This is a genomic window from Mucilaginibacter oryzae, assembly GCF_003148845.1.
Lineage (GTDB): Bacteria > Bacteroidota > Bacteroidia > Sphingobacteriales > Sphingobacteriaceae > Mucilaginibacter > Mucilaginibacter oryzae.
Genome location: NZ_QGHA01000003.1, coordinates 307,662 through 331,102 on the forward strand (window position 1 = coordinate 307,662; position 23,441 = coordinate 331,102).

Consider the following 23,441-nt stretch of genomic DNA (forward strand, 5'->3'; position numbering starts at 1 on the left):
TTATTTGGATATCTATCAAAGTTAGCCTTCTCCCTCTCGTTCATTTGGTTTGGCAGCACCGGTTACGCCGGTTTTAACACGGCAACGCCGACAATCGCTAAAGCCCCCTCCTGCGCCTAAAGCCCTTATTTTAGCCTGCAATAAACATTAAATTATTTATTGTGTACTTTGCATATCATAAATAACAATCAATCCGGTATCAACCTAAAATTTACCCTTGTATTTAGCGTTGTTATTATTTGTTAAACGGACTATGATATAGTGCCATAATTTTTGATATTTACCCAATGTTCAGACGTATACGCAACCGGTTTCTACGATACTTTGTCATCTTCATATATTTTGTAATTATCTTTTTCTGTTCGATAGAACTTAACTTCCTGTGGCTTTTCGGATACTCTCCTGATATGCAGGATATTAAAAACCCGGTACTATCGGTAGGTTCGGAAGTTTTTACGGCCGATGGTAAGCTGATTGGCCAGTATTATAAAGAAAACCGCTCGCCTATCGAGTTTAAAGAGATATCGCCCAATCTGGTAAACGCGCTTATAGCTACCGAAGATGCCCGTTTTTACAATCACGGCGGGGTAGACTTTTTTTCATTTTTTTCCAGCGCGCTTTCAACCGCCAAAGGCGATAAACGGGGCGGTAGTACCATAACGCAGCAGCTGGCCAAAAATCTTTTTGAAACACGGAAAAAGAAATCGCAGGGGGTGATAAAACACATCCCCGTACTGCGTACCGTTGTTTATAAATGTAAAGAGTGGCTCACCGCTTTTAAAATTGAACACGTTTACAACAAGCAACAGATCTTAACGCTGTATTTTAATACTGTCCCCTTCGGCAATAACTCTTATGGAATAAAAACCGCGTCGTTAAAATACTTTAACAAACAGCCCAATGTATTAAACCCTGCCGAATCGGCCCTGCTGATTGGTATGCTGAAAGCAACATCAAGCTATAACCCCATCCGCAACCCGCAACGCGCCACCGAAAGACGAAACGTGGTTTTGGGGCAGATGGAAAAATATCATTACCTCACTCCGGCGCAATACAAAGCCAACACCGCATTGCCGCTTAGCCTTGATCTGAGCTATGTGGAAGACGATTCGCACGGCGACTCGTACCTGCGCCGCGCCGTTGAAAAATGGCTGGACAAATGGTGCAAGGAAAACGACTATAACCTGTACGAAGACGGCCTGAAGATTTATACCACCATCGATTCAAGGATGCAACGCTATGCCGAAGAGGCCGTTGCCGAAAAGATGAAAATGCTGCAAAAGCGCTTTTACAACCTGTGGGGCAATAAAATACCATGGCGCGACTCGAAGGGAGTGGAGATTAAGGATTTTATCCTGAAAAATGAGCAGCGCCTGCCCATTTACAAGCTTCTGGACAAAAAGTATAATGGTGATACCGTTAAAATACAGGAGTATTTTAAAACCAAAAAACGGATGAAGGTATTTACCTGGAACGGCGAGCAGGACACCACCTTCTCCACCATCGATTCGATTAAATATTACGCCAAAATACTGAATACCGGCATGATGACCCTCGAGCCATCTACCGGAAAAATAAAGGTATGGATAGGCGGCATCGATCACCGTTTTTTCAATTATGATCACGTAAACCAGGCCCGCAGGCAGGCAGGCTCTACATTTAAACCATTCGCTTACCTGACCGCGCTGGATAATGGCTATACCCCCTGCGATAAGTTTACCGATAAGCCTGTATCCATCAAATACAAAGACAATGGTAAAGACGAGGTTTGGGAACCCAACAATGCCGATTTCCATTTCTCGTACCGCGAGATGTCGTTACGCTGGGCCATGGGTAAATCTGTCAATTCTATCACCGCACAACTAACCGAAAAGGTAGGCTGGGACAAAATTGTAGAATACGCCCACCGGTGCGGTATTGAAAGCCCGCTTAAATCGGTGCCCTCGGTATCGTTAGGATCTAACGATGTATCGGTTTACGAGATGGTTAGGGCCTACAGCACTTTCTTAAATAAAGGCGAAAAGATCGATCCGTTGCTGGTTACCAAAATCACCGATCAGCAGGGCAATGTAATACAGGAATTTAAACTGAAAACCGAAAAGGTACTGAGCGAAGAAACAGCCTGGCTGATGCTATACATGTTCCGCGGCGGTATGGAGGAGCCGGGCGGTACCTCGCAGGCGCTTTGGGAATACAACGGTCTCTGGAAAAAAGATAACCAGATTGGCGGTAAAACCGGCACCTCGTCCGACTATGTGGACGGCTGGTATATGGGCATCACTAAAGATTTGGTAACCGGCGTTTGGGTTGGTGCCGATGACCGTTCGGTTCACTTTACCAGTTCTGAAACCGGCGAAGGTTCGCATACGGCCCTGCCTATCTTCGGCAGGTTTATGGAAAAAGTTTATGCCGATCAGTCGCTGGGCTATACATATGGCCCGTTCCCGAAACCGTGGACCAAGATTACCAAAACCTATAACTGCCCATCGCCGCATATCGCGGAAGATACCACATCAACAGATAGCTTAAGCAACCCTATTGATACAACCGGCGTAACACCGCCTGTACAGGAACCAACGCCGGAAAACCCGGAAAGTACGCCGCCTGCACAAAACAGGTAGTTATTTTACTTGGTGAAGATAAAATGAATAAGGTTGTTTTTTAATTAAGAACAGCCTTATTTTGTTAAATTAGCCCTATCTATTACTTGAATAATATATGAATAAAGCTTACTCACTTTTCAATCGGGTTAAAAAATATGCCATTATATTTATTGCCGTTGTTGGCTCATTGCTGCTGAGCACCAATGCCAGGGCACAGTATTTTGGCCAGAATAAAGTGAGGTATAAAAACCTGAAGTTTAACGTTTACAAAACCCCGCACTTCGAGATTTACTACTACCTGAAAAACGATAGCATGGTAAAGCGCTTCGCCCAGGAAAGCGAATTGTGGTACACCCTGCACCAGCAGGTTTTCAGGGATACGTTTAAACATGCCAACCCCATTATCCTTTACGCCAATCACCCCGATTTTCAGCAAACCACGGCGATAGATGGTGAAATTAGCGTGGGCACCGGCGGTGTTACCGAAGGACTTAAAAACCGCGTGGTAATGCCTGTGATGGAAACCAACCAAACCACCCGTCACGTTATCGGCCACGAGTTGGTGCATGCGTTCCAATACCGGTTATTGTTAGGACATGATTCAACAGAGTACGAAAATATCAACAACATCCCCCTCTGGATGATTGAAGGTATGGCCGAATACCTCTCATTAGGTAAAAAAGACACCTACACAGCCATGTGGATGCGCGATGCCTACCTGAATAAAGATATCCCTACAGTACGGGATTTAACTGAGAGCAGCAAATATTTCCCTTACCGCTATGGCGAGGCCTTTTGGTCGTTTATCGGTTCAACTTATGGCGATACGGTGATCGTTCCGTTTTTTAAAAATGCGGCGCGGTATGGCCTGGAGTACGGCATCAGGCGAACATTTGGTTATGATGATAAAACGCTTTCGCGCCTCTGGAAAAACTCGATAGAAGCTACCTACAAACCTTTCCTGAAAGATACCACACAAACACCCAGGGGCATTAAACTGGTAGATAGTAAAAATGGCGGCGATTTGGTAGTTGCGCCTTCGGTTAGCCCCGATGGTAAATATGTGGCCTTCCTTTCGGCGAAAAGCTTGTTTAGTATTGACCTGTATCTGGCCGATGCAAAAACGGGGCGAATATTACGAAAGCTCACCAGCAAGGTATCCAACACTCATATTGATGAATTTAACTTCATCGAATCGGCAGGCGCCTGGTCGCCCGATGGTACAAAGTTCGCGTTCAGTGTGTTTAGCAAAGGTAGAAACCGGTTGGATGTGGTTGATTTAAAAAGCGGCAATGTGGTTGATGATATTTCGATGGAGCAGGTTGAACAGTTCAGCAACCTGTCGTGGTCGCCAAATGGCAGGGATATCGCTTTCCAGGGACTGGTTGAGGGACAAAGCGACCTGTACTCCTATAACTTTGATACCAAAAAGATCACGCAGCTTACCAATGATAAATATTCCGATTACCAGCCAAGCTACTCGCCTGATGGTAAAAAGATCGTTTTTTCGAGCGACAGGACTACTTATGATCAGAGCCTGGAGCAAGATATCCCCTTTAACCTTGCCGAGCTTGACCTGGCAACAGGTAAAGTTACCGACCTGAAAATTTTCAATACCGCCAATAACCTCAATCCGCAATACTCGGCCGACGGCAAACAGATCTACTTCCTGTCTAACCGCGACGGCTTCCGGAACCTTTACCGGTATACTATCGACGGCGGCAAGATTGAACAAATGACCAACCTGTTTACCGGTATTTCGGGCATTACCGAATATTCGCCGGCCTTGAGTATCTCCAATCATGATGATGTGGTTTACTCGTACTATCGCGCGCAGAAGTACGCCATTTACAATGCTAAAGCTTCAGATTTTACACCGGTTGTGGTACAGCCCGGCGATGTAAATTTTGCAGCAGGAACCTTACCTCCTAACCGCTCGGTAGGTGTCGATCTGATCAACTCTAACCTGAACAATTTTCTCGCTTACCGCAAAATCCCGGCTGATTCGGTGAAGGCGATCCCTTTCCGCTCCAAGTTTAAGCTGGATTACCTGGCAGGCAGCGGCATTGGCGTGGGGGTAAGTAACTTTTACGGCACCAGCCTATCAAGCGGCATCCAGGGTGTATTCAGCGATATTTTGGGCCGTAACCAGATTTTTGCCGCAGCTTCGGTTAACGGGCAGATCTATGATTCGGGTGCGGCAGTTACCTATGTAAACCAAACCGGCCGTTGGAACCTCGGTGTCGGGGCTTCGCACATACCCTACCAGTTCGGTTTTAATACGGCTACCTACCCGGTTAGAAACGTGGGCGGCAAAAACCAAACCGTATATTCTGATAACATCGATATCATCCGGAATTTTGAGGATGCCGGACGGGTGTTTACCTCCTACCCTTTTTCGCGTACTACGCGTTTTGAGGTAAGCGGCGCTGCATCGCACAACTATTATCGTGTTGACAGGTATGCCGATTATTACGGACTGGATACAGCGGTAGTAAACGGTAAACAACAGATCAGCATTGGTAACTATATTGGCTCCGACAGGAAAAAGATTCCGAATGAGGAAGAGACAGCTACCCTGAACAACAACTACGGTTCGGCGTACTTTTATAACCTCAAATCATATTCAATCCTTACACTTTCAACAGCCCTCATTGGCGACAATTCATTTTTTGGCGTTACCGCGCCGCTTAATGGCTTCAGGTACCGCCTGGAAGCGGGTTATAACTTTGGCACCTATAAATTTTTCTCGCCCACCATCGATCTCAGAAAATACGTAAGGGTTGCGCCGGTAACATTTGCCGCCCGCTTTTTTGCAACCGGCCGCTTTGGCGAAGATAAAGGCCTGTACCCGCTGTTTGTGGGCTATCCTTTTTACATCCGTGGTTACGAAGGGCAAACATTTTATAACCGCAACCAGGCCACGGCCACTAATGGTTTCAATATCGATCAGCTGTCGGGCAGCCGTTTGGCAGTTTTCAATTTCGAAACGCGTTTACCCTTTACCGGGCCGGAGAAACTGGCGGCTATTAAATCAAAGTTCCTGTTTACCGATCTGAACTTGTTTTTTGATGCCGGACTGGCCTGGAACGCCGGAGATCACATCTATTTCCAAAAGAACCCGCCCGTGCTGAGCCAGCAAAACATTCTGGATCAGGACGGCAATATTTTGAGTACCCAAACAACTTATGGCCGGGTACCGGCACTAAGCGCGGGTGTATCATTAAGGATAAACGTTTTCGGCGCTTTTATTTTGGAGCCATACCTGGCTGTGCCCTTCAACCGTACCGATGTTAAAAAACCGGTATTTGGCCTTGGCTTTACTCCGGGTTGGTAACAGCGCGATTGATGTATAAATAACAAAAGCGGCACGTTAGGCCGCTTTTGTTATTTAATGCAGTATCGCTTTTGTTATGGCAGCAGCAGATGAGCCGTCTCCATCCATTTCTTAATCAGTGCAGTTCGCTCTTTCAAAAACTTAACACCCCAGAATATGTTCGACCAGTCATCATAGTTTTCATACTGAAAACCGAGATAAAAGATCCAGAACCCAAACCCCAGATACGGTATTGCAGCTATTTCCTCATCCGATAGCGGTTTCACCTTGCGATAACTTTCAACGAAAACGCCCACCGCCCTGCGGGCTTCCTCCCGCATAATTCTGCCAAATGTAAATTCTAAAAAAAAATGAATAACAAACGAGGTTATATCATAAGCCAGCAACCCCTGTCCGGCAAAATCGAAATCAAAAAAAGTAATCCCGTCACTTTCGTCAAAGTGAAAATTCTTGGGTAAGAAATCAAAATGGCAATAACCGTAACTAAAGTTTGGAGTGAAATAATCATACCGGGCAATCACCTCAGTAGCTGTATTCTTTAAATAATTATATTCATCATCAAGCCCGGCAAAGGCTGGTGCAACTACCCGCAGCGGATTTATAATCGCGGTTTCCACCGAGTAAGGTCTTCTGGGGTAGTTCAACTGAATTGATGAACTTATCTGATGCAGGAGGGCCATCTCCCGCCCTACCGTATCTAACTGGTGATCCGTCATGGTATAAACCGGCTTTCCCTGCGCCCACGAAAATAACACGCCGTAGCGGGTACCTTCGGCGGCATTAAAAACCTGCAATAGTTCTCCATTTATTGCAGGGATTGGCGTTGATACCCTCGCGCCATTTTCGACCAGGAGGTTCAGTAACGCTACCTCGCCTTTTATCTCCGCTAATTTCCGGTGCGAATCGCGGTAAATTTTGAAAATGTATTTTTCAGCATTATTCTCAATAATGTAAGTATCGCTAACATTGCGGATCAGCAGCCTGCAGGTTGTACCGGTTAAGCCATAATTTTCACTAAGCCTAATGTTTAAAGCCTTTGATGATAAGGTTGAGTACTGGGTAGGGAAAATTTCCATAGGTGAGCAAAGGTATGCTTTTACCGGTTACGGTGAGATTTCCGGTTATAGCGAAAATCGCTGTAAACCTGTAGTAAAAATTAAAGGGGGTATAGATTAGAGATTTTCACACTAATTTTTCCGGATGATCGAATTACACCAATGCTTTTAAACAGGGCATAGCTTTTTAAGAAAAGAGTTTGTTATTGCCTATGTAAAAACCTCACCCCAGCCCTTTCCAAAGTAGAGGGAGCGCTTAAAGCGCTTCTTCTTGGAGAGGATTTAGGTGAGGCTAAACATAAGATGCCTTTTAAAAGCGATTACACCAATGCCTGGATAATAAATAAAGTGATCAGTGGTGAATTCCCCTTAAGGTTGTCAGACTTGAAAGATAATTGATGTAAGTTTCCTTATAAAACTTAGTCAAACAGTACTAACTGCTTTAAAGCAATTGTGCTGAACAATCTGTTCAGCATATGGTAATTGATTAAAAAAACACTTTTATATTTAGTATGTTTAAGTTGTAACCTACGCACCATGAAAAAGTTACTACTATCAGTATCGATGCTTTTTTATTCAGCCCTATTATTTGCACAGGCCAACGATAAAAACGGTGCGCCGGTGATCCCGGTTATGCTACCGACAAATGATATTGTAAAAAACATATCATTGATACCCAATATGAGCAGGTTTGCTTCGTTCATCAGGAAAACAAACCTGATGCGGACATATACCAGCCGCGGACCAATCACCGTTTTTGTGCCCGTTGATGAGGGTTATACCGATATGCCAGCAGGCAAGCTCGACTCGCTAAGCAAACCAGGCTATATATGGGATTTAACCGATCTGGTTACTTATCACGCGTTAGCGGGAGAATACAAACTGAAAGAGATCAGGAAACAAATCAATAAGCACAAAGGAGTTGCTACGTTTACCACCCTATCGGGCGGGATACTTACAGCTAAGTTTGATAGCAACAGTAATATTATTTTAGTTGACGCCAACGGCGGCGAAATCATGATTAACCAGCCGGATATCGCTCAAAACAACGGGATTATCCACGTTGTGAACAAAGTACTGATACCCAAAAAAAGAGTGATTTAAAAATCACCTGTTCTTACTTCACCCGGGGACACAACTGAATATCCGGGATGCCGGACCATGCCTGTTTCCAAGCCACCACCGCTGTAACGGCCTCTATAATGATGAATGACAGCTATTGCCGAAGCACCGAGTACGACACACTGCCTGGTATTGATGGCACACACCATTTAACAATGCCATAAACAGTACATAGCGTAAAAGCTTCTTAAAAAGCCAAAACCCTGCGGTTGGTATTGAGCGACGGGCGCAGTTGGGGCCTTACGCGCAAACCGTTTTCGTATTTTAAGCCGATGGTCAGATCAATCCAATCCGGATTAACCGCGCGGATCATTTTTTCTTTCTGAGGGCGGGTGAATGTGCTCACCACTTTAAAACGTTCCATAGCCTGCTCCTCGGTATTGATCTCTTCAAAGTACACGAGTCGGTTCAGCTGCTGCGCGTTATCAAAGAACAAGGTTGGCATTTCGCTGTAAAACTGGAGGGTTTTCATCAGGTCAGAACATAGGCCCACGTGCAGATTTTTGCGGTTCCTGTCGGTAATGATATAAACGAAACGTTTCATTTTATGATAAAAAATTTGGTGAACAAATAATTATTACTAACTTTATGAGCATAAAATTACTAATAAATTTAGCAAATCCAAATTTTATGTCAATAATTTCACAAAATATTAAATTTCTCCGCAAAAAAAAGGGGCTTACCCAACAGCAATTCGCGGATGAATTAGGTATAAAACGTTCATTAGTAGGTGCATACGAAGAAGACCGTGCCGACCCGAAATACGAACTACTAAAAACATTAGCAACCTATTTTGACGTTACTATTGATGACTTTATCAACGAAACCATCAACGAAAAATGGCAGCCCAAACCAAAAGGCAACCCGGCCAACATCCGGATCCTGAGCATTTCGGTTGATAAAGAAGATAATGAAAATATTGAGATGGTGCCTGTAAAAGCCAGCGCCGGTTACCTTAACGGCTACGCCGATCCCGAATACGTTTCGCAGTTGCCTAAGTTTTACCTGCCTATGTTTAAGCAGGGTACGTTCCGCGCTTTCGAAATTAAAGGCGATTCGATGCTGCCCTTACAATCGGGTACTATTATAATAGGTGAATACGTAGAAAACTGGGCAGATGTTAAAAGCGGTGAAACGTACGTGGTGATCTCTAAAAACGACGGGGTGGTTTATAAGCGTATCGGCAATAAGTTTAAAGAGAACAAAAAGCTGAAACTGATATCAGACAACCCGGTGTATGAGCCTTATGAAATATCGGGCGAGGATGTACTGGAGTTATGGAAAGCCAAAGGCTACATTTCAATGCATTTACCGGAGCCATCGCCCGAGCCTACCATGGAAAGTTTAACCAGCATGATGGCCCAGATGCAGCGTTCGATATCCAACCTACAGCAAGGCAACAATTAAGTTACATCGGCTTTTTTAAACCATTACGGTATATCTTTATCATAAGATTAAAACGTAAATAAATCAAAAGCTATGAAAAAATTATTGTTAATGTGCTGTTTCGTATTAGGAATTTCGGCAGCAAGCCATGCGCAAGGCATGATGAGGAAAAGCCCTGAAGAAAGAGCTAAGGATTTGCAAACCCAGTTTAAACTAACGGATGATCAAACTGCTAAGATCACTGCGGTTTATAAAGAACAGGTTACCAAAATGGATAGCGTACGTACTGCCGCTAACGGCGACAGGGATGCCATGCGTTCGGCAATGCGCCCGATGATGGAAGCTACGAATGCCAAAATCAAAGCCATTTTAACTCCCGAACAAGCTGCCGCTTACGATAAAGCCATGAAAGAACGTATGGAGCGTATGCGCCAGGGTGGCGGTCAATAAGCATTAAACATTACCATAAATTGAAAGCGGCCATTAGCCGCTTTTTTTATTTTTGCATAAAACAGCAGCATTGAAACAGGCCGAAGATTTTTTGATATTTAAACTTGCCGAAAGGCAACAGGCGGGTAATTACAGGGCCTTGAAAAGCGAAAGCGGCCTCGCCGATTTTTGTTCGAACGATTACCTCGGCTTTGCCCGCTCAGAAGCTTTAAAGCAAAGTATTGCAGCCGAGACGGCAAATCATCCGCTTAGCTTAAATGGTTCGGCCGGGTCGAGATTGCTATATGGCAATATACAATATGCCGAAGAGCTGGAAAAGCAAATAGCCGACTGGCACGAAAGCGAAGCCGGTTTATTATTTAACTCAGGCTATGATGCCAACCTCGGCCTGATTTCCTCCCTGGCGCAGCGCGGCGACACCCTAATTTTAGATGATCTGGTACATGCCTCCATTATCGACGGTGCCCGTTTAAGCTATGCCAACCGTTATAGCTTTAAACATAACAATCCCGAAAGCCTTGAAAATAAATTAAAACTGGCCAAAGGCAATTGTTACGTGATTATTGAAAGTGTTTACTCGATGGATGGCGATACCCCCCCTCTGCATGAGATTGTAGCCCTCACCGAAAAATATAATGCCGCGCTTATTGTTGACGAAGCACACGCGGTAGGCCTGTATCCCAAAGGCCTGGTTCATAACCTTAATTTACAGCAGCGCGTTTTTGCCCGTGTGGTTACTTTCGGCAAGGCGCTCGGCAGTCACGGCGCTGCGGTGCTGGGCAGCAATAACCTGCGCAATTACCTCATAAACTTTGCACGCCCTTTTATTTATACCACCGCCGCCCCGTTTCACCAGCTGGCGGCCGTAAAAATGGCTTACGGACTCCTTGAAACATCGGCAGATAACATGCGTGAGCTCCGAAACAACATCTGCCTGTTTAAGGATAAAATTAAACCAGGTAAGGATTTTACGCTGATAGAGAGTAACAGCGCCATACAGTGTATTTTGTTAGGGAGCAACCAACTGGCACGCCAGGCAGCTAACCAGTTGCAGATAAACGGCTTGGATGTGCGCGCTATTTTAAGCCCTACGGTTGCAACCGGAACCGAACGCATCAGGATTTGCCTGCACAGTTTTAATACAGAAAATGAATTAACTTTGCTGGCTGATACCCTTAAAAATTTAGCACAAGTACATGCCTGATAAGCAACCTATTTTTATTACCGGTATTGGCACCGGCATTGGTAAAACAATAATATCGGCTATTTTAACCGAAAAACTAAAGGCAGATTACTGGAAGCCCATACAATCGGGCGACCTGGATAAAAGCGATACGCTTACGGTTAAAAGCCTCATTTCGAACAAAGTTACCAGGTTTTTTCCCGAAGCATACGCGCTTACACAACCGTTTTCGCCCCATAAATCGGCAGCACTCGACAAGATTACCATCGACCTGGAAAAAATTGTGCTCCCTCAAACACAAAACCAGCTGATCATTGAAGGAGCCGGTGGCCTCATGGTGCCACTGAATAATAATTTTTTAATTATCGATCTCATTAAACAGTTAAACGCGCGGGTAGTACTGGTAAGCAGGCATTACCTTGGCAGTATTAACCATACCCTGCTATCGATACATGCGCTTAAAAAATACGGCATCCCGGTTATGGGTATCGTATTTAACGGACCAAAGGATATTTATTCCAAAAGCTATATCCTTGAATATTCTGAACTGAACGATCTCGGCCAGATCCCGGATTATCAAACTATCGACAAAAAAACTGTTAAGGAAGCGGGGAAGTTGATTACCTTGTAATGGCGTTATTTTTAAAATATCTTTAAAAGGCAATTAGCACCTCATTATGAAAAACATTACCGTGATAGGTTCGGGTACTATGGGCAACGGCATTGCTCATACTTTTGCGCAATACGGCTTTAATGTAGCCGTTGTTGATATCAGCGACGATGCCCTGAGCAAAGCCCTGCAAACCATTGCCGCTAATTTAGACAGGCAGGTAAAAAAAGGTGTCATCAACGAGCAAACCAAAGCAGATACCCTGAATCATATCAGCGTATTCACCGATTTAGCTGAAGGCGCCAAAAATGCCGACCTGGTAATTGAAGCCGCTACCGAAAACCAGGAAATAAAACTGAAACTATTTAAACAGCTGGCCGAGATTTGTGGTGAAAACACCATCCTTGCCTCTAATACCTCCTCTATATCTATCACCAAAATAGCTTCGGTAACTAAAAACCCGGGCAATGTGATTGGTATGCACTTTATGAACCCCGTGCCAGTGATGAAACTGGTTGAGGTAATAAGAGGATATGCTACCACCGATAATGTTACGGCAACTGTGATGCAGCTTTCGCGCACCTTGGGTAAAGAGCCCGTTGAGGTGAATGATTACCCCGGCTTTGTTGCCAACCGCATTTTAATGCCCATGATTAATGAAGCCATTTATACCTTATATGAAGGCGTTGCCGGTGTACAGGAAATTGACACGGTAATGAAACTGGGTATGGCCCACCCGATGGGTCCGCTGCAACTGGCCGATTTTATTGGTTTAGATGTATGCCTGGCTATTTTAAAAGTATTGCAGGATGGCTTTGGCAACCCTAAATATGCCCCATGCCCTTTATTGGTAAATATGGTAACAGCAGGGCATTTAGGTGCAAAAACCGGCAAGGGTTTTTATCAATATACGCCGGGTAGTAAAGAACTGGTAGTAGCCGGTAAGTTTAGCCGTTGAGCGGGTTAAACTTTTGATGTTTGTGGTTGTCAAAAAATAAAAACTTAACAACAAAAGCATCATTAAAATGAAATCCATAGTTAAATTAGGAATAGTGCTTGCCTTAACAGGTTCATTATTTGCCTCATGCGCAAGCCAGGCTTATGTTACCGAACAACCTGTTGAACCTGTTTATGTACGCCCGGTAGCACCATACCCCAATGCCGTTTGGGTTCCGGGCGAGTGGGTTTGGCGCGGCAACCATTATGTATACCACCGGGGTTTTTACGCACGACCACGTTATAACAGAGTGTATGTACAAGGCCACTGGCAGCCAACCAACCGCGGTTACGTTTGGATAAGAGGTTATTGGAGATAGTCATGCCCCCCTGCCCCCTAAAGGGGGAGTTATAAATGACAAAAGCCGGAAGCAAATCAATTTTGCTCCCGGCTTTTGGTTTTCCGCTGTTGCTCCCCCTTCAGGGGGTTGGGGGGCTTACATCCTTTCCGGCACTTCTATCCCTAACAATTTCATCCCTTTGGAAATCACTTTGGCTGATGATGCCGATAAAATCAGCCTGAATTGCTTCGAATCCTCATCTTCGGCCTGCAGTATCGATTTTTCGTGGTAAAACTTATTGTAGGTTTTAGCCAGTTCATATACATAGTTGGCAATAACTGCCGGGCTGTACCCTTTAGCCGCCTCTTTAACTGTTTCCGGGTATTTATCGAGCATTACCACCAGATCGCGCTCTACATCTGCAAGCTCAGTTACCGCCGGTTTGTTTTGAGGCTGATAACCGGCCCTGCTCAATACCGATTTGATACGGGCGTGGGTATACTGAATAAATGGCCCGGTATGTCCCTGAAAATCCACCGACTCATTAGGGTCAAACAACAAACGCTTTTTCGGGTCAACTTTTAACAGGAAGTACTTAAGCGCCCCCATACCAATAGTATGGTAAAGTTCCGCTTTATCTGCTTCACTAAAGCCCTCAACTTTACCCATCTCTTCGGTTTGCTGCTTCGCTGTAGCCTCCATCTCGGCCATCAGATCATCCGCATCAACCACTGTACCCTCGCGCGATTTCATTTTACCCGAAGGCAGATCGACCATCCCATACGACAGGTGAAACAACCCATCGGCACCTACTTTACCCAACTTCTGCAATATCAGGAACAAAACTTTGAAGTGATAGTCCTGCTCATTACCCACCACATAGACGGATTTATCCATATGGTAATCGTTGTACTTGAGTTGCGCAGTACCCATATCCTGGGTAATGTAAACCGAAGTACCGTCTCCACGCAGCACCAGCTTTTCATCCAAACCATCGGCAGTCAAATCAATCCAAACCGAGTTATCTTCTTTTTTAAAGAAAACACCTTTTTCAAGGCCTTCCTCAATAATATCCTTTCCTAACAGGTAAGTATTGGATTCGTAGTAGTATTTATCAAAATCAACGCCCAGTTGCTTGTAGGTTTCGGCAAAACCTGCGTACACCCAACCATTCATGGTGCGCCACAGGTTCATCACCTCTTCGTCTCCGGCCTCCCACTTTTGCAGCATTTGCTGGGTTTCGATCATAATTGGGGTAACATTTTTGGCTACCTCTTTAATCTTATCCTCCTCAGCTTCAATTTTATCGGCAAGCTCTTTTAAAAGCTTCGCGTTGCTTTGGGGCGTTTGCGCTTGCTTATCTTTTACTTTGGCGATGGTGGCTAAAGCCTCTTCTATTTTTACTTTTTGGGCTTCTTTAAACGCCGACAGGTTATTGTTTTCATAAACTTCGGCCAATATCGGTTTAAGCTGTTCCCTCAGTTCCTTATCAAAAAGCACATAGTACTTACCTACCAGGTGGTCGCCTTTCATACCTGATGACTCAGGTGTTTCGCCATTGCCAAATTTTTGCCAGGCCAGCATCGATTTACAGATGTGGATGCCGCGATCATTAACCAGGTTGGTTTTAATTACCTCGTAACCATCGGCAGCTAAAATTTCTGCAACCGAATAACCTAACAGGTTGTTGCGGACATGGCCAAGGTGCAGGGGTTTATTGGTATTTGGCGATGAGTATTCAACCATTACCTTTTGTCCGTTTGGTTTGGCTACCGCGAAATCGTCGGCAGTGATCGTATGGTATAACCGGTTAATCCAGTATTCATCGCTGATAGAAATATTGAGGAAACCTTTAATTACATTAAAAGAAGCTACTTCTTTCAATTCGTTTTTAACATATTCGCCTATTTCGGTACCGGTTTGCTCGGGGCCCTTGCGCGAAAATTTGGTAAACGGAAAGGTTACTATGGTTACCTGCCCGTCAAACTCTTTACGGGTTTCCTGTATGCTAACAGCAGCCGGTTCAATATCAGTTTGGTATAAATGTTTAACTGCTTTTACGGCTGCTTCAATAATAAAATCCATAGGGCAAAATTAAATAAAATGAGCGGATTGGCTATATTAAAGTGGCGAGTTTATACGATGTAGAAAGGTAGGTATCTACCGTTACCGTTAAGGGACCTACTTCCTGCACAACCGGGTTAATAATTCCTGATGCTGCGGAAACTTTACAATCAACTCATCCCGCTTTGCCATTTCAAATTCGTTAAAGTCAAAACCCGGAGCAACGGCGCAGCTTACCAAAGTAAAACCGGCTCCTGTTTTAATTTTTGCCGCGAACCATGATCCGGCTTCAACAATAACCGAAAAATTGCCGGTATCAAGGTCAGACAATTCGTGGCTTATCAAATTACCTTCCGGACCGATTACATGGATCAGCAACGGCGCGCCTTTATGAAAATACCAGAGCTCGTCCGAAGCGATACGATGAAAGCCCGAAAAGTCGTCATTCTCCAGTAAATAATAAATGGAGGTGCATGCCTGTTTTACATCTTCCGCGCCAACGCGGTTTACCTGACGTGCAGATCGGAAAGTTTCTTTATAATGACCACTTTCCGGGTGGGGCAGCAGGTTTAATGTCCGGATGTAATACGCGGCAGACTGATTTTCCATAAAGCAAAGATAGCGGATAGAGTGTGTTTTTACTTCGCCGGCCGGTCAAAAGGCCTTATGCAGGATTACGGTTACCGGCTGCCCGGAGTGCAACAGTGTTAATTGCTTGTCCGGTATCAATAAAACAAGTACAACAACATCCCTGAATAGTACAATTGCATTGGTTTACAGACCACTACTTTTGTTGTATAATTAAACTATTATAATATGGAACAGAAACTTCCGCTCCCTCCTTTTACCCGGGAAACCGCTATACAAAAAGTTCAATTAGCCGAAGATGCCTGGAACAGCCAGGACCCGGTACGGATATCGTTAGCTTATACCATCGATACCGAATGGCGCAACCGGTCGGAATTTGTTAACGGCCGCGAACAGGTGGTTGAGTTTTTAACCCGCAAGTGGCAAAAGGAATTCAATTACAAGCTTAAAAAAGAACTCTGGGCATTTACCGATAACCGCATAGCCGTGCGTTTTGAGTATGAATATCAAAATGCCGATGGCGAATGGTTCCGCGCTTATGGTAACGAAAACTGGGAATTTGACGAAAACGGGTTAATGCAAAAACGTTATGCCAGTATCAATGATGTGCCGATTAAAGAAGCAGACAGGCGGCTGTAATTCATATTACAGCAACCTGTTATCTGGAACCTGATTTATAAAGCGGTAACTTAGTGTAACTTAGTTTGCGGCATTGCATAATTTGCTCAAGGCCTTGTTGGATATGATTTTGCGTATAACAAAACATTGGTTTTGCTGTATATCGTAATTAACGAACCGCGCTAACGGTATATCGTCATAAAAAGCCAACAACACAAAGCACAAATAGCTTATTATCAATAACTTAAAGCGGCGGCATAAGTATTGAATAAACAATGGTATACAAAAATCCAAATCATTAAAAAACAATACTTTAACCTTAAAACTTTTTATCATGCCAAACGCTTTATCAACATTCGGAGCCATTCATACTGCCATCAGTATTGTTGGCGTAGCCGTAGGTTTTATGGCTTTATTCCAGGATGGGAAAATCAGTCCACAATCAAAAAACGGAAAAATTTATGGCGTATTCACTGTGCTGGCCTGCCTCTCGTCGTTCCTGGTGATGAAAACCGGTCACCTGAGCAGTGCCCATAATCTTTCGTTCCTTATCCTGATATTGCTGCCCTTTGTTTATTACGCGCCCGCATTACGCATTTTTGACGGCAAGGCAGATTATGTGCAAACCGTGGGTATGACGGCTACCTTGTTTTTTTCGCTAGTGCCGGCAGTTGTTGAAACGCTTACCCGCCTCCCGGTTGAGCAACCCCTGGCCAATGGCCCGGATTCACCGGTGGTTAAAACAGGATTATTGGTACTGTTAACGGTATTTGCCGCTATCATGATTTACCAGGCCGTTAAGCTGCGCAAGCAACGAAAAGCGGCGCTAAGTCCATCTATGTAATATTTTATATGCGGCATATTTTGATTGAAGCCCTCCTTGTTGGAGGGCTTTTTTGGGGGTATTTAGTTTTTTTAAAGAAGATAAGTGTCCAACCTCTTGAAATTGAGCTCTTCAACTCAATCGTCCGTAATACAAAAAATACATGCGGGCGGTCTTTCAAAGATCTGAACCCAGTTTATCTAATCAGCCTTGCTTATCCTGCCCGAGCCGGCATAGCGGGTTTCGCCAATGCTTGCCGAACCAGAATATAGCACACTACCCGAACCGGAAATACGTGCCGATACCTTTTTGCTGGCCATAATATTTATATCACCCGATCCGGCTATCGAAGCCTCTACTGTTTCGGTGCTTAATGATTTACCGTTGATCTGCCCCGAACCACTGATACGGCACTCGGCCAACCCGGTGCTGCCTTTAACATCTATCGAACCGGAACCGCTGATCTTTATATCAAGCGTACCCGATTTAACCGCGGTTTTAATATTACCCGAACCGCTTAGCGCGATCTTCGCGTTTTCGGCTGTCATCACGCCATCAACAGTGGTGTTACCTGAACCGCTGTTGGCCAGGTAGGCTACAGTTTTGGCCGAAATGTAAATATCAGCACGCTGTATGTTGCCATGGCTTTTCCAGTGGTTTTTAAATTCAACTTTAAGGATCCCGTTTTCCACCTCGGTTTTGATATCATCAACAATGTTGGCATCAACGTCGAGCTTTACGCCTTCTGTTCCGTCAATTTTAATAAAAACATGAAAAGGGCCGCCACAGGCTATACCGTTATAACCGGAAACATCGCGGGTTACCGTTTGCGCAGATACTTTAACAGCTACCGAAACAACCAGTACAGAAGCCATTAACGAGAAGATTAGTTTTTTCATGATCGCCTTTTTTATTTATATGACGACATCACCTTTAAAAACGTTGCAATGCTTTTTACATTTACGCTATAGCCTATCGTAAAATAGTAACCGACCCGGATAAGGGCGGCTTTCCCAGTTTCATATCAATAATGTAATAGTAAACGCCCGGAGGCAGTTGTTTACCGTTAAAAGCACCATCCCAGGGCGTGCCATACCCTATCGAATGGAATAACTTTTCACCATACCGGTTAAACACGTCAACCGTAGTGCTTTCATAGGCAACCAGGCCCCTGATCTCCCAAAAATCATTAAAACCATCACCGTTAGGCGTAAAGGTATTAGGTATGGTAATATCCGGCGATACTTTTATCAATACCTGGCTTTGTGCCACACAGCCTAATTTATCGGTTACATACAAGGTATAAACAGCATCCGCATCGCCGGTAAGCGTTGGCTCTTTAATCTTATCATCGTTCAGGCCCCTGGCCGGAACCCAGCGGTATTGTACGTTTTCATCGCTTACGGTTGGGGTTAAAGTAATGGTATGACCTTTTTGCACATAACGTACCCCACCGGCGTTAACTTTTGGCGGCGGCAGAAAAGTGATGGTCACGTCGTCCGTTGCTAAATAACACTGGCCGGGGTTGTTGGCAGTAAGCGTGAGTTTAACCGAACCCTTTTTCACATCATCAGCAGATGGCTGGTATACAGCGCCATTTTCGCTTTCGGGCGAGAGGAAAGTACCCGTTCCGGAGGTTGACCATTTACCGCCGCCCGGCGCAAAAACAGTTCCATCCAGCTTTACTTTTTGTTGCTGCTCGCAAACGTCAATACCCGCGCCAGCTTCAACACCCGGCACCCTGCCGAAGGTGATGGTCATATCGGAGGTGGCCACCTTACAATGATCCTTACTGGTCGACGTAAGGGTAAGAACCACCGAACCGGCTGCTTTGTCTTCTTCTGCCGGTACATAACGGGCATTCAGGTCATTATTCAGCGGCAAAAAGCGTCCTTTACCGCTGGTTGACCATACACCGGTTTTTGTTCCGCCGCCAATTTCGCCGCCCAATTGAACGTACTGATCGGTTAAACAGGCGGTAACGTTTTTTCCGGCATTGGCGGTTGGTGGCTGGTTTACGCGTACGGTTACGGTGTCAACCAAAGTGGTGCAGTTATTTATGGTAACATATAAACTATACAAGCCACCCATATTGGTCGTAGCGTTTTTTATCACCGGGTTTTGTGCTGATGACTTGTAATTGCCGGGACCAGTCCAGGCATAAGTTGCATTAGCTATGGCATCAACATTCAATTTGATATCACTATTTAAACAGATCGGCGAATTGGCACGGATCCGCCTTTGAGGAATTTCAGGTTCAACTTTAACCACGTAGAAAAACGGATTGCCATCGCAACCAAATGCCGATGGTCTGATCACGTATACAACGTTTACGGCAGACACGCCCTTGTTTACCAATACCTCGTTGATCTTGTTGCCCGTTTGTGTGCCCGAAGCAGGGTTGCTGATACCCGTAACATCCGCCCGGCTCCAGGTAAAAGTTGCCGAAGGTACATTTGAGGTAATGGTATAATCTAAAGCCGAACCACTGCAAATTTCGTCGGTAGCCTTGCTGTTGACGGTAACGGACGGATTAACCGTGGCTACCCATTTAAAAGTAGGTCCTGTACAGTTTCCGGTTTGATAATTAAACGTGTAAGTTACGTTAACAGGGGCATTGGTTGTGTTATATAACACCTCGCGGATCACGCTTGCCATCTGCCCCGTAACCGTTTGGTTACTAATGCCCGGCACAGCCTCGCGCGACCAGTTAAAAGCCATCACAGGCGTACTAAAAGCAACGGCATAGTTACCGGTTGTCATATTACAAAGTGTTGACGTCGGCGCGCTGGTAACCATTGGTGTTGGGTACACGGTAACCACATAATTAAAGGCGTTACCCGAACAGCCCTTGATAACCGGGGTAATAACATAGGTAACATCAACAGGATCGGCTTTAGTGCTGGTGAGCGTTTCGTTAATTTGAGACGATGACTGGTTGGATACCGCGGGGTTACTGATCCCCTCTACCGCTGCACGCGACCATATAAACGCAGCCCCCGGCTGATCGGCAGTGATGGTATAAGCCTGGGCTAAGCCACTGCAAACAATATTGGCCGAAGCGCTTGTTATTTTGGGCAATGGCGTTACCGTTACATCAACCTTTGTACGTGGGCTCACGCAACCATCAACAACTGCCTGTACATAATAACTGGTATTGCTTATGATAGCCGGCGTTACATAAGTATCGCCAACCCAAAGCAGGGTGCCGCCGACAGGCGCGTCGTACCATTGGTAACTCCCCGCCGATCCACTTGCCGTAAGGCTGGTGCGGCTGCTTTGGCAGGCTGCCTGGCTTTTGGCTACCGGCGCAGGCAGTTGCCCGTTAACCGTTACGGTTACGGCTGTCATGGGGCTTGTTTGGCTGCCGATGGTTGTATTTACATAGTAAGTGGTGGTTTGCGTAAGTGGCGGCGTAATAAAGTTTGGCCCGGTTGAGAGTTCTTTACCATTTTCGGGCGCACCGTACCATCTGTAGGTACCACCCGGCCCTGTAGCCGATACCGTGGCGATACTCCCCAAACAGGTAGTGGTGCCGACGGCGGTGGGCGGCGGTACCGTGCTGTTTATGGTAATAACAACCCTATCAACACCCGGGCCGCAACTTCCCGAAGGATCATTTGAAGTTAAGGTAAGTGTTACCTGCCTTTCGCCCGCGGCGGGGGTATATACTGCATCCAGTTTGGTAGCATCAGAAAATTTGCCCAGCCCGCCCGACCATCGTCCGCCTGTAACGCCCTCTACGCTGCCGCTAAGCTGAACCGCTTCGCCTGGTTGTACGGTTTGATCGGGACCGGCATTGGCTGTCGCGCCTGGGTCAATGGTAACCTTGGCGGTTCCCGAACCGGCAACTGTTCCGTCGGGATTATAAATGGTATTGGTAACATCGTACTTTCCGGGCTGTGTTTTACGCAGATCAATTTCGCCTGTGGCAGCGCTAACAAATACCAATCCTGCGGGTGTGGCCTTAAAAACGCCCGCGCCCGCGTTTGGAGAGAACTTAGGCTTTGGGTTGGCGCCAAACCGGCAAAAAGGCCCGTCATAACTAAAACCGGGGCTCAGTACCGAAACAATATTCACCCCGGCACTATAAGTTGCAGCACAGGGGCCGTTACCCGTTAGCGTAACAGTATAGCGGCCGGGCTTACTTGCTTTGATATCAATTTCGCCGGTATGGTTATCAATAAATACCAAACCCTCCGGCGACGAGGTAAAAGTACCTCCGGACGGACTTGTGATCACCGGCTTCGGGTTTGGGCTTCCAGGCGTAAATGTACCTGAGGAGTACGAAAACCGGACATCGCTGCCACTACTGTTAATGCTTACGGTTACCGGTACCCGTGGGCTTGTACAATCACCCAGCCGGCTTTGTACATAGTAGGTGGTTTTTTCGGAGATCACCGGCGTATTATAAACGCTGCCGGTAAACAAGGGAGCGCCTCCTGTCGGCAAGCCAAACCACTCGATAGTGCCGCTGCCCGTAGCCGATAACCTGGCTGATGAACCGGAACAAACGGAAGCATCCTCAACACCTGGCACTGATGGACGGGGAGTAACATTAACCCTAACAGCAGTGCGCCCGCTCACGCAATCATTAACCCTGCTCTCCACGTAGTAGGTGGTTGAAGCAGTTAAATCAGGCGTAACATAGCTTTCGCCTGATGATAACAGGGTTCCGCCCACCGGGCTGTCATACCAGGCAACACTCCCGCCTGTCCCGGTCGCGTTAAGTACCGCCGCGCCGTTATAGCAAACGGTGGCATCAGGTACCTTTGGGGCTGGTACCGGCGGTAATACGGTAACTTCTACCGCGGTACGCTCGCTGGTGCAGCTATTGGCAGTTAATTGCACGTAATAGGTTTTGTTAACTGTTGATGCCGGTGTAGTATAACTTGTTCCTGTTTGTAAAAGCTTCCCGCCGGTAGCGGCATCATACCACTGATAAATACCATTGCCTGGCGAGATCACCGACAAGGTAGCCTGCGATCCCGGGCAAATTGTAGCACCCGCGATTACCGGCGCGGCTACGGGCTGGTTAACTATAACCTGTACGGGGGCGCGCTTGCTTATACAACCCGCATCCGAATGGTTTTCAACGTAATAAGTAGTAGTGCCTGTCAATAACGGCGTGGTAAATGTAAGTCCGCTTTTAAGGAGGCGGCCGCCGGTTTCGGCATCATACCAGGCGTAAGTACCCTGCGGGTTTGCCGAGGCCGTTAAGGTAGCGGATGTATGATAACAGATAGTTGTGGTTTGAGCGGCAGGGACCTGCGGAATAGGGTTTACTATTACATTTACCGGTACACGCGGGCTTTCGCAATCATTAAGCCTTACCCGCACGTAGTATGTTTTACTGGCTGTTAAAGCCGGGGTAGTATAATCGGGGCTGGAGATCAGCGAGGTACCTCCCTGCGGAACATCAAACCAATCAAAAAAACCGGTGGGCGCATCGGCATGCAAGGAGGCTACGTCTCCTGAACAGATCTTCACATCTTTTACTACAGGCGTTGGCGGCGGCGGGCTAACCCATGCCGTGACCGGCACCGGCGAACTGGTACAACCGTTGGTTACCCCAACTACGTAATAAACGGTTGTGTTAAGCAATGGAGGTGTTTTAAACAATGGCCCGGTTTGCAAAACCGTACCGCCGGTTGACGAATCATACCAGCTATAGCTGTCGGCACCGCTGGCCTGTAAAGTCGCGATCCCCCCCTGGCAAACAGTGGCACCGGTAACAGTTGGTTTGTTAGTTATAAAAACCGTAACCGGGGTACGCTGACTTGTACAACCACCGATTGTAGTTTGTACATAGAAAGTTGTGGTACTCGTTATGGCCGGGGTAACGTAGGTCTCGCCGCTTGCCAGAAAATTGCCGCCAACCGCAGCGTCGTACCATTGGTAATCGCCGCCCGGGGCGGTGGCCGTAAGCGTTGCCGGACTGTTATGACAGATCACCGCGTTTTTTGCTGTAGGCGCCGCCGGGGTAGTTGATTCGGTTAAGGTGATATTTTTAACAACGCCTTTGCAACCCGGTGTTTTATCAGTAACGGTTACGGTATACGTACCCGCTTTGTTAACGCTGATGCTTTCGCCGGTTTCGCCCGTGTTCCATAAATAAGTGTAAGGCCCCGTACCGGCCGAAGCCGTGGCCTTTAAAACCACCAGCCCCCCTGAGCAAATGATGGTTTCTGATGATGACAGGGCTACCGTAAGTGTACAATTTTGCGCCTTCGCATTCCATCCCGGCACCAGAAACAAAAATAATAATACAACAAAATAAAGATTGCGCATGAACCTCTAAAAATCCATTAAACCACTCTGTTAG

At 46.0% G+C, this 23,441-nt stretch carries 17 protein-coding genes; 11 read left to right on the forward strand and 6 right to left on the reverse strand.

Going from position 1 to position 23,441, the window contains the following annotated elements:
- Window positions 1–287 precede the first annotated feature (287 nt).
- The gene (locus LX99_RS10505; protein ID WP_109607842.1) at window positions 288–2,621 is read left to right on the forward strand and encodes a penicillin-binding protein 1A; all 2,334 of its coding nucleotides are present in this window, start codon (window positions 288–290) and stop codon (window positions 2,619–2,621) included.
- A 97-nt stretch (window positions 2,622–2,718) separates the two neighbouring features.
- The gene (locus LX99_RS10510) at window positions 2,719–5,940 is read left to right on the forward strand and encodes a DPP IV N-terminal domain-containing protein (protein WP_109607843.1); all 3,222 of its coding nucleotides are present in this window, start codon (window positions 2,719–2,721) and stop codon (window positions 5,938–5,940) included.
- Window positions 5,941–6,014: 74 nt separating this feature from the next.
- Here the strand turns inward: LX99_RS10510 and LX99_RS10515 are convergent, their stop codons facing one another.
- On the reverse strand, window positions 6,015–7,016 hold the full coding sequence (locus tag LX99_RS10515; RefSeq protein WP_109607844.1) for a phosphotransferase enzyme family protein: 1,002 nt from the start codon (window positions 7,014–7,016) through the stop codon (window positions 6,015–6,017).
- Window positions 7,017–7,532: 516 nt separating this feature from the next.
- Between LX99_RS10515 and LX99_RS10520 the strand changes: the two genes are divergently transcribed.
- The gene (locus LX99_RS10520; RefSeq protein ID WP_109607845.1) at window positions 7,533–8,099 is read left to right on the forward strand and encodes a fasciclin domain-containing protein; all 567 of its coding nucleotides are present in this window, start codon (window positions 7,533–7,535) and stop codon (window positions 8,097–8,099) included.
- 205 nt (window positions 8,100–8,304) lie between these two features.
- Here LX99_RS10520 and LX99_RS10525 read toward each other — a convergent pair whose 3' ends face one another.
- Window positions 8,305–8,661, reverse strand: a complete 357-nt coding sequence (locus tag LX99_RS10525) for a GIY-YIG nuclease family protein (RefSeq protein ID WP_109607846.1) — start codon at window positions 8,659–8,661, stop codon at window positions 8,305–8,307.
- 86 nt (window positions 8,662–8,747) lie between these two features.
- Between LX99_RS10525 and LX99_RS10530 the strand changes: the two genes are divergently transcribed.
- The 6 genes from LX99_RS10530 to LX99_RS10555 all read left to right on the forward strand — a co-directional run bounded on the left by LX99_RS10530 (window position 8,748) and on the right by LX99_RS10555 (window position 13,062).
- Window positions 8,748–9,524 (forward strand): XRE family transcriptional regulator, encoded by a 777-nt coding sequence (locus LX99_RS10530; RefSeq protein ID WP_022833185.1) that lies wholly within the window; start codon window positions 8,748–8,750, stop codon window positions 9,522–9,524.
- A gap of 72 nt (window positions 9,525–9,596) precedes the next feature.
- The gene (locus LX99_RS10535) at window positions 9,597–9,953 is read left to right on the forward strand and encodes a hypothetical protein (RefSeq protein ID WP_109607847.1); all 357 of its coding nucleotides are present in this window, start codon (window positions 9,597–9,599) and stop codon (window positions 9,951–9,953) included.
- Between the two features lie 52 nt (window positions 9,954–10,005).
- A complete protein-coding gene (locus LX99_RS10540) occupies window positions 10,006–11,157 on the forward strand; it encodes an aminotransferase class I/II-fold pyridoxal phosphate-dependent enzyme (RefSeq protein ID WP_245927891.1) in 1,152 nt (383 codons plus the stop codon).
- Entirely contained in the window at window positions 11,150–11,767 is a 618-nt protein-coding gene (gene bioD, locus LX99_RS10545) for a dethiobiotin synthase (RefSeq protein WP_109607849.1), read from the forward strand. The genes LX99_RS10540 and bioD overlap by 8 nt, the downstream gene beginning before the upstream one ends.
- Window positions 11,768–11,813: 46 nt before the next feature.
- Entirely contained in the window at window positions 11,814–12,704 is an 891-nt protein-coding gene (locus LX99_RS10550; protein WP_109607850.1) for a 3-hydroxybutyryl-CoA dehydrogenase, read from the forward strand.
- Window positions 12,705–12,771: 67 nt separating this feature from the next.
- The gene (locus LX99_RS10555; protein ID WP_109607851.1) at window positions 12,772–13,062 is read left to right on the forward strand and encodes a YXWGXW repeat-containing protein; all 291 of its coding nucleotides are present in this window, start codon (window positions 12,772–12,774) and stop codon (window positions 13,060–13,062) included.
- A gap of 117 nt (window positions 13,063–13,179) precedes the next feature.
- Here LX99_RS10555 and argS read toward each other — a convergent pair whose 3' ends face one another.
- Both argS and LX99_RS10565 read right to left on the reverse strand, forming a co-directional pair.
- Window positions 13,180–15,108, reverse strand: coding sequence for an arginine--tRNA ligase (gene argS / locus LX99_RS10560; RefSeq protein ID WP_109607852.1), 1,929 nt, complete (start codon window positions 15,106–15,108; stop codon window positions 13,180–13,182).
- Between the two features lie 96 nt (window positions 15,109–15,204).
- Entirely contained in the window at window positions 15,205–15,696 is a 492-nt protein-coding gene (locus tag LX99_RS10565; RefSeq protein ID WP_109607853.1) for a cupin domain-containing protein, read from the reverse strand.
- A gap of 207 nt (window positions 15,697–15,903) precedes the next feature.
- On the opposite strand from LX99_RS10565, the gene LX99_RS10570 reads away from it, so the two are divergent.
- Window positions 15,904–16,314, forward strand: a complete 411-nt coding sequence (locus LX99_RS10570) for a nuclear transport factor 2 family protein (protein WP_109607854.1) — start codon at window positions 15,904–15,906, stop codon at window positions 16,312–16,314.
- A 313-nt stretch (window positions 16,315–16,627) separates the two neighbouring features.
- Window positions 16,628–17,137 (forward strand): hypothetical protein, encoded by a 510-nt coding sequence (locus tag LX99_RS10580; protein ID WP_109607856.1) that lies wholly within the window; start codon window positions 16,628–16,630, stop codon window positions 17,135–17,137.
- 179 nt (window positions 17,138–17,316) lie between these two features.
- Here the strand turns inward: LX99_RS10580 and LX99_RS10585 are convergent, their stop codons facing one another.
- Window positions 17,317–18,015: a head GIN domain-containing protein gene (locus LX99_RS10585; RefSeq protein WP_109607857.1), complete on the reverse strand. Its 699-nt coding sequence runs from the start codon at window positions 18,013–18,015 to the stop codon at window positions 17,317–17,319.
- Window positions 18,016–18,088: 73 nt separating this feature from the next.
- On the reverse strand, window positions 18,089–23,407 hold the full coding sequence (locus LX99_RS10590) for an Ig-like domain-containing protein (protein WP_109607858.1): 5,319 nt from the start codon (window positions 23,405–23,407) through the stop codon (window positions 18,089–18,091).
- Window positions 23,408–23,441: the final 34 nt, after the last annotated feature.

Coding starts and splice junctions, on each gene's coding strand:
- LX99_RS10565 (WP_109607853.1), bottom strand. CDS start 15,696: ATGGAAAATCAGTCTGCCGCGTATTACATCCGGACATTAAACCTGCTG.
- LX99_RS10520 (WP_109607845.1), top strand. CDS start 7,533: ATGAAAAAGTTACTACTATCAGTATCGATGCTTTTTTATTCAGCCCTA.
- LX99_RS10555 (WP_109607851.1), top strand. CDS start 12,772: ATGAAATCCATAGTTAAATTAGGAATAGTGCTTGCCTTAACAGGTTCA.
- LX99_RS10570 (WP_109607854.1), top strand. CDS start 15,904: ATGGAACAGAAACTTCCGCTCCCTCCTTTTACCCGGGAAACCGCTATA.
- LX99_RS10550 (WP_109607850.1), top strand. CDS start 11,814: ATGAAAAACATTACCGTGATAGGTTCGGGTACTATGGGCAACGGCATT.
- LX99_RS10515 (WP_109607844.1), bottom strand. CDS start 7,016: ATGGAAATTTTCCCTACCCAGTACTCAACCTTATCATCAAAGGCTTTA.
- LX99_RS10590 (WP_109607858.1), bottom strand. CDS start 23,407: ATGCGCAATCTTTATTTTGTTGTATTATTATTTTTGTTTCTGGTGCCG.
- LX99_RS10510 (WP_109607843.1), top strand. CDS start 2,719: ATGAATAAAGCTTACTCACTTTTCAATCGGGTTAAAAAATATGCCATT.
- LX99_RS10525 (WP_109607846.1), bottom strand. CDS start 8,661: ATGAAACGTTTCGTTTATATCATTACCGACAGGAACCGCAAAAATCTG.
- LX99_RS10580 (WP_109607856.1), top strand. CDS start 16,628: ATGCCAAACGCTTTATCAACATTCGGAGCCATTCATACTGCCATCAGT.
- LX99_RS10505 (WP_109607842.1), top strand. CDS start 288: ATGTTCAGACGTATACGCAACCGGTTTCTACGATACTTTGTCATCTTC.
- argS (WP_109607852.1), bottom strand. CDS start 15,108: ATGGATTTTATTATTGAAGCAGCCGTAAAAGCAGTTAAACATTTATAC.
- LX99_RS10530 (WP_022833185.1), top strand. CDS start 8,748: ATGTCAATAATTTCACAAAATATTAAATTTCTCCGCAAAAAAAAGGGG.
- bioD (WP_109607849.1), top strand. CDS start 11,150: ATGCCTGATAAGCAACCTATTTTTATTACCGGTATTGGCACCGGCATT.
- LX99_RS10535 (WP_109607847.1), top strand. CDS start 9,597: ATGAAAAAATTATTGTTAATGTGCTGTTTCGTATTAGGAATTTCGGCA.
- LX99_RS10585 (WP_109607857.1), bottom strand. CDS start 18,015: ATGAAAAAACTAATCTTCTCGTTAATGGCTTCTGTACTGGTTGTTTCG.